19 protein-coding genes are annotated in these 16,704 nt (G+C 35.1%); 9 read left to right on the top strand and 10 right to left on the bottom strand.

The window, feature by feature from the left end; genetic code table 11:
- Window positions 1-18: 18 nt before the first annotated feature.
- Window positions 19-851, bottom strand: a protein-coding gene (locus ABWU31_RS02360) for an IS5-like element ISWpi1 family transposase (RefSeq protein ID WP_353271062.1) whose coding sequence is annotated in 2 segments (ribosomal slippage) — window positions 19-482 and window positions 482-851 — 834 coding nt in all. Because the reading frame shifts where the segments join, the coding sequence is not laid out codon by codon here.
- A gap of 935 nt (window positions 852-1,786) precedes the next feature.
- On the opposite strand from ABWU31_RS02360, the gene ABWU31_RS02355 reads away from it, so the two are divergent.
- From ABWU31_RS02355 to ABWU31_RS02330, 6 genes are all read left to right on the top strand, one after another.
- Entirely contained in the window at window positions 1,787-2,440 is a 654-nt protein-coding gene (locus tag ABWU31_RS02355; protein ID WP_209472625.1) for a hypothetical protein, read from the top strand.
- Window positions 2,437-2,559, top strand: a complete 123-nt coding sequence (locus ABWU31_RS02350) for a hypothetical protein (RefSeq protein ID WP_255324038.1) — start codon at window positions 2,437-2,439, stop codon at window positions 2,557-2,559. The genes ABWU31_RS02355 and ABWU31_RS02350 overlap by 4 nt, the downstream gene beginning before the upstream one ends.
- Window positions 2,560-2,589: 30 nt before the next feature.
- Window positions 2,590-2,982 carry a hypothetical protein gene (locus tag ABWU31_RS02345; RefSeq protein ID WP_236514298.1) on the top strand — a complete coding sequence of 131 codons (393 nt, stop codon included), beginning with the start codon at window positions 2,590-2,592 and terminating at the stop codon, window positions 2,980-2,982.
- Window positions 2,983-3,084: 102 nt separating this feature from the next.
- Entirely contained in the window at window positions 3,085-4,353 is a 1,269-nt protein-coding gene (proS, locus tag ABWU31_RS02340; protein WP_236514297.1) for a proline--tRNA ligase, read from the top strand.
- On the top strand, window positions 4,350-4,721 hold the full coding sequence (locus ABWU31_RS02335; protein WP_353271313.1) for a holo-[acyl-carrier-protein] synthase: 372 nt from the start codon (window positions 4,350-4,352) through the stop codon (window positions 4,719-4,721). Before proS ends, ABWU31_RS02335 begins: the two co-directional genes overlap by 4 nt.
- A gap of 372 nt (window positions 4,722-5,093) precedes the next feature.
- On the top strand, window positions 5,094-6,590 hold the full coding sequence (locus tag ABWU31_RS02330) for a proton-conducting transporter membrane subunit (RefSeq protein ID WP_077188396.1): 1,497 nt from the start codon (window positions 5,094-5,096) through the stop codon (window positions 6,588-6,590).
- On the opposite strand, the gene ABWU31_RS02325 is transcribed toward ABWU31_RS02330, so the two are convergent.
- The 5 genes from ABWU31_RS02325 to ABWU31_RS02305 all read right to left on the bottom strand — a co-directional run bounded on the left by ABWU31_RS02325 (window position 6,587) and on the right by ABWU31_RS02305 (window position 10,191).
- Window positions 6,587-7,249, bottom strand: a complete 663-nt coding sequence (locus tag ABWU31_RS02325) for a conjugal transfer protein TraJ (RefSeq protein WP_236514296.1) — start codon at window positions 7,247-7,249, stop codon at window positions 6,587-6,589. The two genes, ABWU31_RS02330 and ABWU31_RS02325, sit on opposite strands and share 4 nt — an antisense overlap.
- A gap of 58 nt (window positions 7,250-7,307) precedes the next feature.
- Complete coding sequence (locus tag ABWU31_RS02320) at window positions 7,308-8,102, bottom strand: hypothetical protein (protein ID WP_236514295.1); 795 nt, start codon at window positions 8,100-8,102, stop codon at window positions 7,308-7,310.
- 73 nt (window positions 8,103-8,175) lie between these two features.
- Window positions 8,176-8,997: an AAA family ATPase gene (locus ABWU31_RS02315; protein WP_077188393.1), complete on the bottom strand. Its 822-nt coding sequence runs from the start codon at window positions 8,995-8,997 to the stop codon at window positions 8,176-8,178.
- A gap of 17 nt (window positions 8,998-9,014) precedes the next feature.
- Window positions 9,015-9,602, bottom strand: a complete 588-nt coding sequence (locus ABWU31_RS02310; RefSeq protein ID WP_006280292.1) for an L-threonylcarbamoyladenylate synthase — start codon at window positions 9,600-9,602, stop codon at window positions 9,015-9,017.
- A gap of 118 nt (window positions 9,603-9,720) precedes the next feature.
- Complete coding sequence (locus ABWU31_RS02305; RefSeq protein ID WP_010082479.1) at window positions 9,721-10,191, bottom strand: hypothetical protein; 471 nt, start codon at window positions 10,189-10,191, stop codon at window positions 9,721-9,723.
- A 75-nt stretch (window positions 10,192-10,266) separates the two neighbouring features.
- Here ABWU31_RS02305 and miaA point away from each other — a divergent pair, with 75 nt between their 5' ends.
- The gene (gene miaA / locus ABWU31_RS02300) at window positions 10,267-11,151 is read left to right on the top strand and encodes a tRNA (adenosine(37)-N6)-dimethylallyltransferase MiaA (RefSeq protein ID WP_353271312.1); all 885 of its coding nucleotides are present in this window, start codon (window positions 10,267-10,269) and stop codon (window positions 11,149-11,151) included.
- Here miaA and ABWU31_RS02295 read toward each other — a convergent pair.
- Entirely contained in the window at window positions 11,148-11,978 is an 831-nt protein-coding gene (locus ABWU31_RS02295) for a hypothetical protein (protein ID WP_353271376.1), read from the bottom strand. The two genes, miaA and ABWU31_RS02295, sit on opposite strands and share 4 nt — an antisense overlap.
- A gap of 296 nt (window positions 11,979-12,274) precedes the next feature.
- Between ABWU31_RS02295 and recG the strand changes: the two genes are divergently transcribed.
- On the top strand, window positions 12,275-14,296 hold the full coding sequence (gene recG, locus ABWU31_RS02290) for an ATP-dependent DNA helicase RecG (RefSeq protein WP_209472617.1): 2,022 nt from the start codon (window positions 12,275-12,277) through the stop codon (window positions 14,294-14,296).
- Window positions 14,297-14,587: 291 nt separating this feature from the next.
- On the opposite strand, the gene ABWU31_RS02285 is transcribed toward recG, so the two are convergent.
- The 3 genes from ABWU31_RS02285 to ABWU31_RS02275 form a co-directional block, all read right to left on the bottom strand.
- A complete protein-coding gene (locus ABWU31_RS02285; protein ID WP_155968519.1) occupies window positions 14,588-14,764 on the bottom strand; it encodes a hypothetical protein in 177 nt (58 codons plus the stop codon).
- A 336-nt stretch (window positions 14,765-15,100) separates the two neighbouring features.
- Entirely contained in the window at window positions 15,101-15,736 is a 636-nt protein-coding gene (locus ABWU31_RS02280) for a transposase (RefSeq protein ID WP_082246250.1), read from the bottom strand.
- Window positions 15,720-16,049 (bottom strand): transposase, encoded by a 330-nt coding sequence (locus tag ABWU31_RS02275; RefSeq protein ID WP_007548762.1) that lies wholly within the window; start codon window positions 16,047-16,049, stop codon window positions 15,720-15,722. The genes ABWU31_RS02280 and ABWU31_RS02275 overlap by 17 nt, the downstream gene beginning before the upstream one ends.
- Window positions 16,050-16,406: 357 nt before the next feature.
- Between ABWU31_RS02275 and ABWU31_RS02270 the strand changes: the two genes are divergently transcribed.
- Window positions 16,407-16,694: a hypothetical protein gene (locus ABWU31_RS02270; RefSeq protein ID WP_007549783.1), complete on the top strand. Its 288-nt coding sequence runs from the start codon at window positions 16,407-16,409 to the stop codon at window positions 16,692-16,694.
- The last annotated feature ends 10 nt before the right edge of the window (window positions 16,695-16,704 follow it).

The following is a 16,704-nucleotide window of genomic DNA, read 5'->3' as shown; positions in this document are numbered from 1 at the left end:
GTCCGGAAACTAGTAAATTCAAGCATATTCCCTCTTTAACATAACCCTACTCATAGCTAGGTATATGAAATTCTCAGTGGATGTTGTGAGTAAATCATACTCCTTCGATAGCCTTCTATTCCTATTAACCCAAGCAAAAGTCCTTTCTACAACCCATCTTCTTGGCTGTACTTTAAACCCTTGTTCTCTTGTTGGTAGTAGCTCAGGTGGCGTATCTTTGTGCACCCAAAATCTACATGGAGGCCTTGTAACAATTTCAATATCTATGTCATATTCTTCCTTTATGTGATTCTTTGAATTTCTTCCTTGGTATCCCATGTCAGCCCACATTTTTTTAACTTTAGTATATTTTGTTCTCATATTGTTTAATGCTATTTTAATACCATCTCTATCATTTTCGTTAGCAGCGCCTACGTAACAACCTAGTATAAAACCCTGAGTGTCTGTAATTATATGCCTTTTTCTACCCTTTACTTTTTTACTTCCATCATAGCCTTTGATCCCCCCTTTTCTGTAGTCTTTACAGATTGACTATCTACTATACAGGCACTCGGCTGCTCATTCCTTCCTATTTTTCTTCTACTATATTTTGTAATTTCATAATTCATTTTCTCAAAAATTCCCTGCTTCTTCCATTGCCTGAACTGCTCATACACAGTCTTCCATAGCGGAAAATCATTTGGTAAATACCGCCATTGACACCCTGTACGCAATACATAGAAAATTGCTTCTAATATTTCTCTTTTGCTATACTTTGGCGGCCTTCCTCCTTTCTTGTATGATACTCTGAAGTGTTTTTCTATTCTTGCCCATTCCCTTTCGCTTAGATCTGTTGGATACTTTTTTCTCATCTTTACCCCGTACTAAAATTTCAGATATTATAGCCTTTTACTTGTTTCCGGACAACCTCTAAGCAAGCAAACTAGCACAGAAAGTGGTTACAACATTTTCGATGAGATTATATGGAAAACTGGATCCCAGTGGGCTTTGTTGCATCGCTAGCTATGATGGATTAAAGATAAAAAAGATAGGGAATATCAGTAGCTTATTATTCTGGTATTTATAACAAGAACGGTCAATGAATACCTAAATTTGAGTAAAAGAAATTTCACTACCATTTACCAATCCGGCTAAAATTCAAGAATTTCAATGCTTTAGCTATTTTCAATAGAATTAAATTTATTAATATAAATAACAAATTACTATTCTTAAATTTGATCAGATTGATTGCAAAAAAACAAGATTTTCAATAGGTTGCTTATAATCCTAACTATAGTTAGCCTTTCATAAGTAGCGATGCAACAAAGCCATCCCAGTGTCAAGCACTGGGATGACAAAAAAAGGAGCACTGGAATGGCACCATTTGTTATGTTTAACAAAGTTCGTACTTAGCTTCATGTTAGCCATAAATATTTAAGAAATTTACCAAATGGAAAAAAAGGCAAAAGAAGCCCCATGGTTAACTAGTTCTGACGCTGGTTTCCATCCAAGACGGCAGTAGCCCCTTCGGTGTCATTCCAGTGCTTGACACTGGAATGACACCATTTTGGATGGAAACCAGTGTCAAGCACTGGAATGACAAAGGAGAGCAGTGTCAGCTACTTGGATGACACCTTTTTTCTACTTAGTGTGGGTTATACAAGAAGTCTATTGTATGGCTATTGCTGGTCGTATATTACTTATAGCTTATCTATTCAAATTGCAACTTTGTTTTTCATAATTAATTATTGACAGAAATTATTAATTGGGTTATTATTAAATTATCGTTAACAAGTGAGGCAAAGAAATGATGATATCCAATAATTCTTCATTGCTAAAAGATAGTCAGGAGCTTACTAAAACTAAGCAGACTATATGGAAACCTTTAATTGCTGTTTCATTATTATCTATATTTAGTTTCATATCTGGTCAATATCTTCCTTATGTTATTATAGCAGTTTCTGGTTCTGGTCCTATTGCAGCAGTTCCTTTAGCAATTTTTGCTGTTTCTACGGTTGTTGCACTTATTTCAGTGACATATCTTGTTAAACTGGCTATTTCTAGAGATGATAATAAGAAAGAAGTAGGTCTTAATGGACAGAAATTCGGCCATACTCCATCTCAAGAACCACAAAAATTTGTGTGTAAAAATTGTACTAATCTGGAGAATAAATCAAATGTACCTACTCCTCAATCACCTCCAGTAACGTTTGGAACACAACCAAATCCAAGTGTCAGTGTACCACCGCCGCCACCTCCTCCATTGCCACAAGATGCTGCACTACCACCTCCGCCTCCGCATTTTTTTACAGCTTCCAAGCGTACGGAGCAACCTAAGAATGATGCACCGAAGAAGGCTGGTGAACCTGAGAATAATAATCATTCTACTCTGTTTGAACAGATAAGAGGAGGTACTACGTTAAAAAGAGTGGGCAGCAACAAAATTTTACAAATGAATTGAAAGCAAAATTAGAAAGTAGTGGGGGCACTGACAAAAAAGAAACACCAGAAGAGTTTGCTGCAAGAATAGATAGGGAGCAAGCAGAGAGAAAGAAGTCGGATGATAATGATTCAGATTAGACAAAGAGACTTAAGGAGAGAGTAGCAGTCATGCAATTCTCAGATAGTGAAAGTGAGCATTCTGATTCTATTAGCGATTCAGATTGGACTACAGATGAAAGCAAAGACAAACAAAAAGAGATAGAGCAGGAAAAAGAGGAGCAGACAAAACACACAAATTCCCCATCAAGCAAGGAAGAAGGAAGCGGGGGTCTTGACAGTGGTATAGGATCTAGAGCCACATCTCCGATACATCCTGAACAAGAAACAGAGGAGTCACCGGTACCGCCAAGTTCGTGTGTTGATTCACCACAAGTAAATAATGTTGACTCAGTGGATAATGAGGTGCAAGATTCACCTCCTCTTTCTGTTGAGGATCGCATAGCACAGTTTGGTGGAAAAGCGTTGCGATGCCAAAAGGAAAATGTTGTACAAGGACTATGATAACTATGAAATGGTCAGCCATGCACTTTCCTTCCTTTTCAAAATAAGTTTACCTACAGGTCTGATTGTATTAAGATTACTTAATACAATCAGATCTATTATATGCGTTTATCCAAATATTACCTGCCAACTCTAAAGGAAAAGCCTGCCCATGCTAAAATTATCTCCCATCAATATTCTTTGCGTGCAGGTTTAATAAAGCAGATAGCATCTGGCATCTATACGTGGTTACCACTTGGTCTCTTAGTGCTTAAGAATATTGAAGATATTATCAGAGATGAAATGAACAAATCCGGTGCTATTGAAGCATTAATGCCTTGTGTGCAACCAGCAAGTCTTTGGCGAGAATCAGGGCGTTACGATGATTACGGTAAGGAAATGCTACGCATAAAGGATAGGCATGAGGAAGATATGCTTTTTGGTCCAACGCATGAGGAGATAGCAACTGATTTAATTAGAGATGTGGTAAAAAGTTACAAAGATTTGCCACTTTGTTTATACCAAATTCAATGGAAATTCCGTGATGAGGTAAGACCACGTTATGGTGTTATGAGGGGCAGGGAATTTTTGATGAAGGATGCATACAGTTTTGATGTAGATTACGAAGGTGCACTGAATTCATATAATTTGATGTACAAAACTTACATAAAAATCTTCAAACGCATGGGATTTACTCCAATTGGAGTTCGAGCTGATACGGGGCCAATTGGAGGAAATTTGAGCCACGAGTTTCATATATTGGCAAACACTGGTGAGAGCACTTTATATTATGACAATAAATTTTCTGAACTACTAGAGAGTGAAGATATTGAAAGTTTAAAGAGTATATATGCAGTTGCAGATGATATGCATGATCCTGAGACTTGCCCTATATCACAAGAACAGTTAAATGTTAGTAAGGGTATTGAAATAGGGCATATTTTTTATTTTGGTGATAAATATTCGAAGCCTATGAAGGCAAGTGTTACTTCTCAAGATGGAAAAAATGTCAATATACATATGGGTTCGTATGGCATTGGGGTTTCAAGACTTGTTGGTGCAATAATAGAAGCTTTTCATGATGATAAAGGAATTATCTGGCCAGAATCGGTAGCTCCTTTCAGAATTGGTTTAATCAATTTACAACCGAAAGTAACGGAGGCTGCAGATAAAATATATAAAGCTTTGAAAAGCGATGAAGTGCTTTACGATGATACGGAAGGGAGTGTAGGAGTAAAATTTTCTAGAATGGATCTGATAGGCTTGCCGTGGCAAATAATTGTCGGAAAAAAGGCAATAGATGAAAAGATAGTTGAAGTAAAAAATAGAGCAACTGGAGAGGTAAAGGAAATGCAGATTGAAGAAGCAATAAATCACTTTAGCACAAAATGATACACGGTATCGGCACTGACATAGTATATATACCAAGAGTATCGAGGATATTACAAAAATACGGGGAAAAATTTCTCAATAGAATCTACACTGAAAAAGAAATAGAGCTAAGTAGAAAGTATAATAGTCAAGAAATGCGAGCAAGGTATTTTGCTAAACGCTTTGCAGCAAAGGAGGCTTTTGTTAAAGCACGAGGTAGTGGTCAGGGTATTATAATGAAAGATATAGAAATATACAATGATGTAAGAGGCAAGCCATATCTTACCGTTAGCAAGGATTTTATCTCCAAAATTCATCTTTCTCTAAGTGACGATGGAGATTACGCTGCTGCATTTGTTGTAATTTGCGTCTATAGCTCACACAGATAAAGTTTACTCTTTTGTCATCCTATGGCTTACTGTATGAACATTCATTTTTAAAGGTAAACTGCACAGCAAATGGTCAGTGCTTGACACTGTCCTCCTTTGTCATCCCAGTGCCCAGACACTGGCTTTCTGCAATCTCATCGAAAACGTTTTTCTATGCTAGTTTGCTTGCTCACAAGCAAACTTTCCTGGATCCAAGTAGTCAGGGCACTGGGATGACATCTTTGTTGTGTTTAACAAAAACAAATGTTCGTACAGTTGTGGAATGAATCGCAGTATAGCTATAGCATACACAAACAACTAAAAAAACATAGCGGTTTTTCTATGATTTTAGTATAATTCTAGCTTTACCTAAACAAAAAGATGAATTATTTAATGGACTGTGTTTTAACGTCTCTTTCCTTACCATTTTCAATTACCGAGAATTATTTATTAATTACTGCGTTGATTCCACTTTTAAGTGCGTTAGTTATTTTTTTTACTGGTAAATGGCCCAGAGTGAACAATAGTATCACTGTCACTTCTTCTGTACTTCTATTTGCGTATACGTGTCTGTGCACTTTATATTGGGTGTACGGTGATCATTCTCAATTTATCCTCATGGATTTTGGTAATAATTTGCACATTAGTTTAAAGCTAGAGTCTACCGGAGTAATATTCAGTTTATTGATATCGTTTTTATGGATACTAACCAGTGTATATGCAATATGTTATATGCAGAATAACTATGCTGATAGCAATCACTCAAGTTTTCTATGCTTTTTTTCAATATCGATTAGCTGTGCAATGTTTATTGCTTTTTCTGGAGATTTGCTCACTACATTTGTCTTTTATGAGCTTCTAACTATTAGTACATACCCTCTGGTTACTTACAACTCAACAAATGAATCAATGATTGCAGGACGCTATTACTTTGGCGTGCTATTTTTCTCTTCTTTGGTATTATTTTTTCCTGCAATAGGCCTTTTATATAATGAATTTCATACTTTAGACTTTGTAAGTGGTGGAATATTCAAATTTGATACTTCACTCATCACTTTTATTGCAGTGTGTTTTGCTATGCTAATTTACGGAATAGGAAAAGCTGCATTAATGCCAATGCATTTTTGGTTACCAAAAGCAATGGTTGCACCAACTCCTGTGAGTGCACTACTGCATGCTGTTGCTGTTGTGAAATCCGGAGTTTTCATCATCATAAAAGTTATATTATACACTTTCGGCGTCGATAATATGCAACGTTTTGTGCAGCAAAATTGGTTTGCTGGAGGGTGGCTTCCGTACGCTGCTGGATTTACTATTATTACTGCATCATTGATTGCACTAAAGCAAAAAGAATTAAAGAAGTTGCTTGCTTACTCTACCATCTCTCAATTGTCGTATATTATATTATTCGCTTCAATTTTTAGTGATCTCAGCATGAGGGTTGCAATTTTTCAATTAGTTTGCCACGCATTTGCAAAAATCACTTTGTTTTTCGTTGCCGGAGCAATAATAACGAGAGCAGGTGAGAAATATATAGATAAGATTTACGGTATAGGACGCAGTATGCCAATTAGCATGACAGCATTTGCTATAGGTGCATTGTCTATGATAGGGGTGCCGCCTGCTCCGACTTTTTGGGGTAAATTTCTCATTTTTCAAGCTGTTTTCAACTCTGGCAATGTAATACTTTCTGTGTTTGTAACTCTAGTGTTAATTGTTAGTACTATACTCAACGCTCTGTACTTTTTACCGATAATTTACAATGCCTTTTTCTTAAAACCTTCTCAGAATTACTTTATTAAAAAAACACCAATTCTTCTAGTTTTACCTCTAGTTATTACTGCTATGTGCACTTTGGTTATTTTTTTTAGCTACCAAGTAATATTTTAAAATCTGTATTTATAACCATTAACAATAAATTTAAATGGTATTATACCAGCCAGAGTTGCTTTTATATTCGACAAAGTGAAGCTAATCTCCACAGTATCCTCCTTATTTTGCTCGGTTGTAAAAACTACAGTAGCATTTCCAGCAAATGTAACTAAGTCCTTGGTCGATCGATCAATAGATAATGTTATTACATTTATGTTGGCGATTTTTCTTTTAGATAAAGACAAATTACCAGCTTCATTATTCGTTTTTTCCTGAAAGCATTGATAGATTTTATGTATAGAATTGTTTCTTATAAAATTTTCTTGGTACTTCGGTTCAACGATCTTAATGGACTCGTATATTTCAATGTATTTACTTATTAAGTACCTCGCTGTGGAAGTGTATTCATCTTCCTTTTTACTGAAACTAAGCTTATGCATTGCAGAGAACTCATCTTCTGTGTGGTTCATATACTTCACAAAATTTAAATCTTTTTTAATAGGAAATAACAGGTATATGTTTAATGTTAATAAACATAAGCATACTAGGAGAAGCGATACTATTAATGCCATCCAAGATCTTTCTGCTACACAAAACAGATACCTATGGCAGTACCATTCGACTGCTTTACTGAAATAACTTTTGTTTTTTACTGATTCAAGCAATTTATCTTCCATAACACAATGCTACCAAATCCAATTATAATAACAACAAGATTAGATACTCTAAAAAACTTTAAAATATGTCTAAATTTTCCAAAATAGGATGAATGATTATATCACCTTGTTCCGCAATAAGGTAGAATTTGTCGATTTTGCTCACATCTATATTTATCATTTTTATACTGAAATTTTCAGGATTGTAAATATTACTTTCAGCACTTTTGTGATAATTATAATAATGTAATTTATTTTGATCATCAAAATAACCAAATTCATCAGCGAGGGTTCCCACTTTGCTACCTTTACCATCTTTGACTAGCCTAAATAGATCAATTGCATGGTTTTGAGATCCAGGCTCAATAGGACCTTCTGCAGCAAAAAACTTAGGTGCATGACCAACATATTCCTTAAATTTTAGATTATGAGTCTTTTTTACACTACCAAAATCCACAAATTTATATTCATCTGAAACGCCAGAATATTGTGGATCATACTTTTTATATTCAAAAAACTCATTACCTAAAAAATTACAAAACGTTAATTTATAATTATCATGATCGGATTTAACGACTTTAAGGTAATGAAAATCTCCAGGAATCTTTACTTCCTCTTCCGTAATATGATTACGTACAACAAGCTCACCATTTAGCATATGATAGCCAATTTTTGGCAAAGTAGCTATATTGATTGTCTTGTTTAGCTTAAAATTTGCTTCATAAATGCCACTTAACAACTCCTTTCCTTTTTCTAGGGTTACGTCTTGATCTGAAGCTATATTCTTAATTAAGCTTAATTTTTTCTGCATGTTCAATATGGCTTTCGTCAAAACTTCTATTGATTGCCATACAGTTAATTTATTATCAGTCAAATTATATACTTCGAGTATTAAATTAACAGAATTTTATCATGAATTTATGTTAAAAGTATTATACTTCGTAAACTTATGTCATGATATTAACTACATTAGCTAAAACATGCTTTTTATCTAAGTGAAGTTGCTTAGCAACAACGAAAAGTTCATCTATTTTTTTCCACTGACTTAGCAGAATTTCAACACCATTTACCTCTCTCTTTATGCTTTCTAAAATGAAGGCCTGAATTATATATGATGCTAGTTCTAGTTCGATTTCGCTATTAATTACTTTATTAATCATATTGGGATTCTTTAAATCATGAAGAAATTTATAAAAGCATTTGTATGCTTCATAAGCATCACTACTTATTGTATTTATTATCATTCCTGGCATTCCAGGAAATAAAGTAATCATTTCGTCAAACGTTTGATTATCAAATTTACATTGAGATGAAGCAACTTGCTTTGTTTCATCATAAGTTAATGGGAGTAAATTTAGCTGAAAGCACCTACACAAGATAGTGGTTTGTATATCATATGGCTTATGGCTAATTATAAATATCTTAGAATTTTTTGGCGGCTCTTCTAATATTTTCAATATTGCGTTTTTAGCGTTATTAGTCATTGCCTCTAAGCTATCTATTATAGCTATTTTGTGTTCTGATTGAATGGGACTTAAGTGTAGAAAGTTTTTCATTTCTCTGACTTTTTCTATTCCGATAGTATCACCTTCAACAATGTGTAAGTCCAATGCTACTTCATTATAGTTTTTTATGAGTAACCAATTGGAGAAGGATTTTGCAAGTGTTGCTTTTCCTATACCTTTTTTACCACAGATCAGCCAAGACTGAACAGATAAGTTGTTCATTATTTTTTTTTTGGCTTGGTTGTGGCCTATTACTTTTTTCATTCTTTCTCCTATAGATTTTAGTTTGAAAATGCGTTGTTTACTGTTTGTAATGAAATTGCACCTTCCCTTAAAACCTTAATCTTATCTTCGGTTAAGTCAATAATAGTAGATTCTATACCAGAAACTAGTTCGTCATCTTCAATCACTACAGATAAATGTTGCTTAATGGATTGTGGTATATCGTTTGCCTTACATACACTTTCTTTTCCTGAAATATTTGTACTAGTTGCAACTATTGGAACTTTCAGTTTGTTTAGTATTGAAATTGCAATAGGATGCTCAGGAATTCTGATACCTATACTATCTTTAAAGAATTCGTTTGGCAATATGTTGTTGTTTTTAAGTGGTAAAATATAGGTAATTGGTCCAGGAGAAAAGTGGTTTATTAAATCAATATATCTTTCCTTTACCTTTGCTATTTTTGTCAAATTGTAAATATCACTAACAAATATAGACAGTGGTTTATTTTGAGAGCGTTTCTTTATCTGATATATTTTTCCTATAGATTCATTATCTAGTGCATTACAAGCAAGAGCATACACTGTTTCTGTTGGAAAACACACTAATAAATTGTTCTGTATTGCATTTATTATTTTAGATACCATATAGCTAAAAACTTATTCATAACAACTAGATCAGTTTTGTTGCACTGTATCTTATATAGTAACTGCTAGTTTTTGTAAACGTAATGCAACGCAGCTTACCATTTGTTATGCAGATTTGCTACAACCCAAACTCTTCATTGACTTTATCAATTATTGCCTGTGGTGGATCCTCTCCCCATCCTGAATACAAAATCTCTCCATAGTCCGCAACATCTATAGAGCCAGTTCTGCTTTTTGCTAGAAACATTTCTCTTTTCTCTTTATCAACTAATACATAATGCCACGCTGATTTTCCACGATCTTTACCACGGACTAAGTATATAAGATCTGACCTACTTCTTTTTGTTGCATCAGCAAAAGATCTTTCATTGACAGTTCTGCTTTTACTTTTTATGCCGCCACTTTCAGAAAAAGCTTCCTTGGATTCGGTTTTTTTGCCTGCTAATTCAGAAATTTTTCCTTTTTCCCCTAATGCCCGTTCTTTGGTGTTTTGAGACGAATACTTACTGGAAAAACCTTCCCCTGTACCGCCAGGAGTCCTGTTTGTGAAACGCTTAGTAAATGAATTATTGTCGTTGTTTTCTGCCATAAAAATCTCCAAACTTTAGATTGTAGAATCCAAACTTTTACTACACTTTATCATATGTTAATTAAATTAATATAAATGAAAAATAATATAGTAATTATTATAGGAATTACGGCCTCAGGTAAATCAGAATTATGCGATAACCTGATAGAAAAATATGGAAATATTAGTATAATAAATTGTGATTCAAAGCAGGTATATGAAGAAATTCCCATAATTACTGCTCAACCACCAAAGCAAGAAGTATTTTATAAACTATATGGTTATGTTTCAGCAAAAGAAAATTATTCCGTGGGTCTATGGTTAGAAGATTTAGAAAAAGAAGTTAATCACGCATTAGAAAATGCTCAAATACCTATCATCACTGGAGGAAGCGGGCTTTACATCAGCAGTTTAATCAAAGGCTTATCATCAATGCCACAAATAAGTCAGAAAGTGAGAAAAAACGTAAGTGAGCTCAGGAAAAATTTAAGTAAAGAGGAGTTTTACAAATTAGCGCTAAGCAAAGATCCAAGGATTCAAGGTAAAGTGTTCATGAATGACTCGCACCGCCTTTCAAGGGCACTTGAAGTTATCACTGAAACTGGCAAGTCAATTTTTGTATGGCAAGAGAATAGACAGCCTCCTTTATTCAATAATTTTAAGATATATACAATTCTGCCTAAACGTGAAGATGTATACCGAAAAATAAATTCTCGTTTCATTACAATGATTGAAAATGGAGCAATTGATGAAGTAAAAAAGCTACTTAGCATGAACCTAGCCCCACATTTGCCAGCTATGAAAGCACACGGAGTGCCAGAAATTATAAAGTACTTGAAAGGTGAGATTACTTTAGACGAAGCGATACAAATTGCTCAAACAAACACAAGACACTACGCGAAACGTCAGTATACCTGGTTTAAAAAACAATTTCTAAATGCTGAAGTGATTGATTGTGCAAACAAGCTCAAGATATTTTAATTCAGGCCGTGCTCATTACTACGAATAGGGGGTTCCATATTTTCCAGATGGTCGCTTACTTCTAGTGGATCGCCTAAACCATGCTCTATTTTTATTTTAAAAAATCCAAGCCTCTCGCACAATTTCTGAAAGTATTCTTTTATAATGTCAAATAAGCTTTTATCACCTATATTATAGTCCTTCAGTCTCTCAGGAACAGTAAGTGACAAGTTACCATTTGTGTATGTTACATTTTTATCATCTTGAGACTTAAGCGTGAATTCTAGTGAGCTGGATAGATCACACACCTTGTCACCGAATGTACCGTCACTCCTTTGGAAAAATATTGGTAATGTCATATCAGATTTAACACTCACATTATTTTGGCTAACACAGTCAATACTTATCACTTTTTCAGGGCTTTCCATTATGAATGAATGCTGGCTAAGTGCACCTTGAAACTCTATATGTACACCAGCTTCATATCCTGCTTGATTACAATTGATAACTAATTCTTCCAAGATAGAGTCACTTGGAACTTCTGCCTTAGCGTATTTGAACATCTCCTTAAAAACTTTTCTTGCAAATGGGCGGTAGTCTTCATTTTTACCTTCACTTTTTGGCAGTAAACTATCATGTTCTTTGTATAGCTCGGCAATCAAATCTCTACTTATACTTTTGCCGTTAATAACAAAATCCATTCTCTGAAAATCTAAGAACGCTGTATTACCAGAATTCGCTTCAGCATTGTCTTTACCAGCTCTTAACTTGCTAAAACCAAACTTTTCTGCTTGAGCTCTTAATGTAACTACTGGGTTTTCCTTTTCTTTTGGTGTAGAGCTGTTCATCATTAACACCTTGATATAGACTGCTAATGGTATAATAACACATAAAAATGATTAATAAGTTAATAAAATACCTACTATAAGCCCTATGATAGCAAATATAGTTAGGGGTAACTTAGGCTTACCGACGATTTTAAAAACAACAAATTCGTCATTCCGTTACGTGTTAGCGGCTGAGATACCGCGAATGAATCGCGGTATAACGTTAGAGAGCTGTGCTAGCTATAGTGCATACCTGACCATAAGGTGACAAGATTTTAAAAAGGCTCTATAACAGTTTTACACATGTATGAATCTCAATGAGCAATCAGATTTTTCTAAATAGCAGGCTGGAGAATATACCTAAATTTCATTCCGCAATATTACCTAAACTTTGTGGTGGGGACAAGGTGGTGGATCTGCTGTTTTATAAGCCACTTAGTTATGTGGATAGAAGCAAGTTACTATCTGATGCTCGAGTTGGAGAATTTACAACTTTCATTGCAAAAGTTTATGAACATCAGTCGCCCACTTTTAGAGGTAGACCATATAAAATAGTCGTTGAAAGTGAGAGTCAGTATATATTCATAGTCTTTTTTAATTACTCAGTTAAGTATTTATATAAACTATTTCCAATTGGAGCGAATGTGATCATCAGTGGCAAACTCGAAAAATTTGCTGAACATTGGCAAATTACTCATCCAGATTACGTGTCGCTTGACATCAACCAATTTAAAGAAATAGCTTGCATAGAGCCAGTTTACCAATTATGCCGTGGCATTACCAATAAGCGCATTGGGAACATAATAAGCTCTAATCTAAAGGAATTGCCTGATTTACCAGAGTGGATAGATGATACATTAATCAAGCAAAAAAAATGGTTAAGTTGGAGGGAAAGCATCATAAAGTTGCACAGACCAAGCTCATTGGCGGAAGCTGAGGTTTGTAGAAAAAGGCTTGCTTATGATGAATTGTTTGCGTATCAGCTAGCGCTGAAACTTGCAAGAAAAAATCATGTGAAAGAAAGGGGAAGAGAATTTATAATATTGAGTAAATACAAAGAGCAAGTTTTAAATGAATTGTCGTTTCAATTAACAAATGATCAAACTCGTGCAATAGATGAGATCTCAGAGAGACAAAAATCCAAGTATCGCATGATAAGCTTGCTGCAAGGTGATGTTGGTAGTGGCAAAACCGTAGTTGCACTTTTTGCAATGATAAATGTGGTAGAAAACAACATGCAGGCAGCTCTAATGGCACCGACTACTATCTTGGCGGAGCAACATTATAATTGGATTGAGGAAGTTTTATCCTGTACCGATATAAAAGTTGCGCTGCTTACTGGTAAAACTTCGCGCAAGGAAAGAAAGATTATCATGAACGAACTTGCAAGTGGTGTTTTAAATATAGTGATTGGCACTCATGCACTATTTCAAGCTAACGTTACATTTAAAAATTTAGGGCTTGCAGTCATAGACGAGCAACAGCGATTTGGAGTGATGCAGAGAAATCGCTTGGTAGGAAAAGGAGAAAATGCCGATATACTTTTCGTTACTGCAACTCCCATTCCAAGAACCTTGCAGCAAGCTATGTATGGTGATGTTGAATGTTCAATTTTGAAAGAAAAACCAAAATCCAGATTGCCAATAAAAACTGTAACTATGAACATTAGTAGGGTGCCAGATGTTATTGAAAAGCTAAAAGGTGCTATAAACAGGGGCGAAAAAGCATATTGGATTTGTCCATATATAGAAGAAAACGAAGAGACCAATATTGCTGCAGCAGAGATGCGTTTTCAGGAATTACAAAAAACATTTCTTGATAAAGTCGGGATAATACACGGAAAATTGACTCAGGAGCAGAAAGATCAAGTTATGTTTTCCTTCAAAAGGAATGAATTTTCTCTGCTTGTTGCAACCACTGTGATAGAAGTTGGTATAGATGTGCCAGATGCAACCATCATGATTATAGAAAATGCAGAGCAATTTGGGTTATCACAATTGCATCAGTTAAGAGGCAGAGTAGGGCGAGGAAACAAGCCATCTTTTTGTGTATTATTATACGATAATTTAAGTAAAAGCTCATCTTCAAAGTTAAAGATCATGTGTGAGTCACAAGATGGATTTTACATTGCTGAAAGGGATATGATGCTAAGAGGCAGTGGAGATATTTTAGGCACAAAACAATCAGGATGTATGGAATTTAAATTTGCTGATTTATATCAGGACAAAGAGCTGCTCAATCTCGCGTATAATAACGCAAAAGGCGCAATGGCTGATTTTGAATTACTGCTTGATATATTTGAATATAGGAGTAGATTACATTTTTCAAAATTTCAGTAGAAAAACCAGGTAGCCCGCAGAAACAAAAAAACTTACTTGACACCCTTCGCCAACCCCCTTATCATGAAACTGAAGCTATTGTATTTGCTTTCGCCAATCTGCAGATTAAAAGGTAAGGGTTACTTAATGTATCGGCGTCTTATGTTCAATTTTTTGCAGCATATAGATACTGTATGTCTTTACAAAACTTCATCTACATCTAGATTTTTATCTAAATAAGCTGAACGCGCTTATAAAGCGTTACAAGACATCAAAAAATGCCAATACTTGACAGAGATAGTAAAAGAATAGCTAACTCGGGGATTCTTTGTCTTTTTTTCTGCTTAGTAAATTTCTTAAACATTTGCAGCGTAAGTTAGTTGCAATTAAAAGCGGCTGAATCTCGCTTGTCAAGCGTTTAAAACATAAAAAACGCCAATATTTTAAAGCGGATAATAACCACGGGGCTTCTTTTGCCTTTTTTTTCATTTGGTAAATTTCTTAAATATTTGTGGCTAAACGACAACCGTCATCCCGCTGCTTGTTAGCGGGATCTCTTGTTAGCGGCTGAGATACCGCGAATGAATCGCGGTATGACGTAGATTGCTGTCATTCCAGTGCTCCTTTTTTTGTCATCCAAGCAGCCTCCTATGGTGTCATCCCAGTGCCCAGACACTGGGATCCAGCATTTCATGCAATCCCATCAAGAACGTTGTATTTTACATAACACTTTTATGCTTACCAACCCAGTGTCCAATCAAAATTCCTGGATCCCAGTGGGCTTTGTTGCATCGCTCTTCGGATAGTAGGTAACGTACAATAAATTCATGAAGCTATCTCAAACTTAGCCATGCCTATTTCAGTAAATTTGTTAAGCAAATAACACTTGAGTAGCAGTTCCTTCTCACGATTAATTTCAGATTTGCTCCTAAAACTAAACCCAAATATTCGCTTCAACCTTGAGAAAAATCCTTCAATATACGATCTTTTTCCGTAATTTACTTCTTCTTTCCATCTTTTTATACCATTCTCACCATGTAATTTCATTAACTGAATAGCGGCATTTCTATCAAGCATATAATCCAATTTTGGATGCTCTGCTGCGTTGTTTTTCGGAGGAATTTTCGTTTTTATACCATATTGATTACACAGCTTATAGAGCTTTTCTCTGTCATATGCCCTATCTGCATATAGTACTTTTATGACATACTGAAAATCGACTTCTTTTAGCAAATCACAAGCTCCATAGTGATCAGAGTAGACACCGTTACTGTATTTTACAGCTATGGCTTTTTTGCTGTTTGTATTCAACATTACATGCAATTTTCTTGTCTGTTCATAGCTGCGATACTTTCTATCTTCGCTATTTTCTTTGCTATGACCAGGAGTGTTGTTGTATATACTAATTCCTGTACTGTCTATAGCAATTTCGATATCTTCCATATTATTTTCTGCAATCATTGATCTTAATATTGAGTTTCTTAAACCTTCTTGATGATTGTGAATAGCTGATAACTTGCAAATTTTTCCCAATTTGCTCAAGGTATCCTGCTATAAACCCAACTGTTTGCCTCAGGCCTATTCTAAATAAACAAGTTATTATGTGCACCAAAATTACAACTTTATCGCTATAAATATTGTTGCCACCTGGTATTTTTGGACCATTCTCGTACCACTTTTCTATGGCTTCGTTGATATAATGAAAAATATTTCCTCTTTTTTCTAGAAATTTGTTATATTCGCTATGGTTACTGACCCTCATTTTTTGTGGCATATTTTTTCTTTCAAGGTTAAATGGCTATTTTATAATGAATTTTGTCAGTAGCCACCAGATTTTTCAGTTGCTATGCAACAAAGCCATCCCAGTGTCACGCACTGGGATGACACCATAGGGGCACTGCCGTCATAAAGGAACCAGTGTCAGCTACTTGAATGACATCATAGGGGCGCTGGCCTGACAACCGTCATCCCGCTGCTTGTTAGCGGGATCTAGAGATACCGCGAATGAATCGCGGTATGACGGTTCGTGGCGGGATGACGATAAGCTCGTCATCCCGCTGCTTGTTAGCGGAATCTGCTGTGGCGACATAAACTCAAATCATTTCAAATTTCAATCCAAAGAGGTATCATTATGTCAAACAACTTCAATTTTAAAGAATTTTTTAACCACTATGAAACAAATAGTACGTCAGATGATATACAAAGGTATTATTTGCTGTGGAAATCAGTAATAGCGCAGGCAATGATTGATGCAGCAAGTCACTGCAAAAAAACAGAAAGCTTGGTAGAAAAACGTAAGGCAATTTCTTGGTTATCAGACTTTAGTCAAGATTTTGTGCACACATGTATATTGGCTGATTGTGATCCGGTATACGTAAAAAATAAAATACAGCCAACCTTAAAAAGCCTTACTAGATAAAGCCTTTTTA

Origin of the sequence: Wolbachia endosymbiont (group A) of Alloplasta piceator (assembly GCF_964028505.1) — a bacterium.
Classification (GTDB): domain Bacteria; phylum Pseudomonadota; class Alphaproteobacteria; order Rickettsiales; family Anaplasmataceae; genus Wolbachia; species Wolbachia pipientis.
The sequence above is the reverse complement of the archived record's forward strand: the minus strand, read 5'-3'. Positions and strand labels throughout refer to the sequence as shown.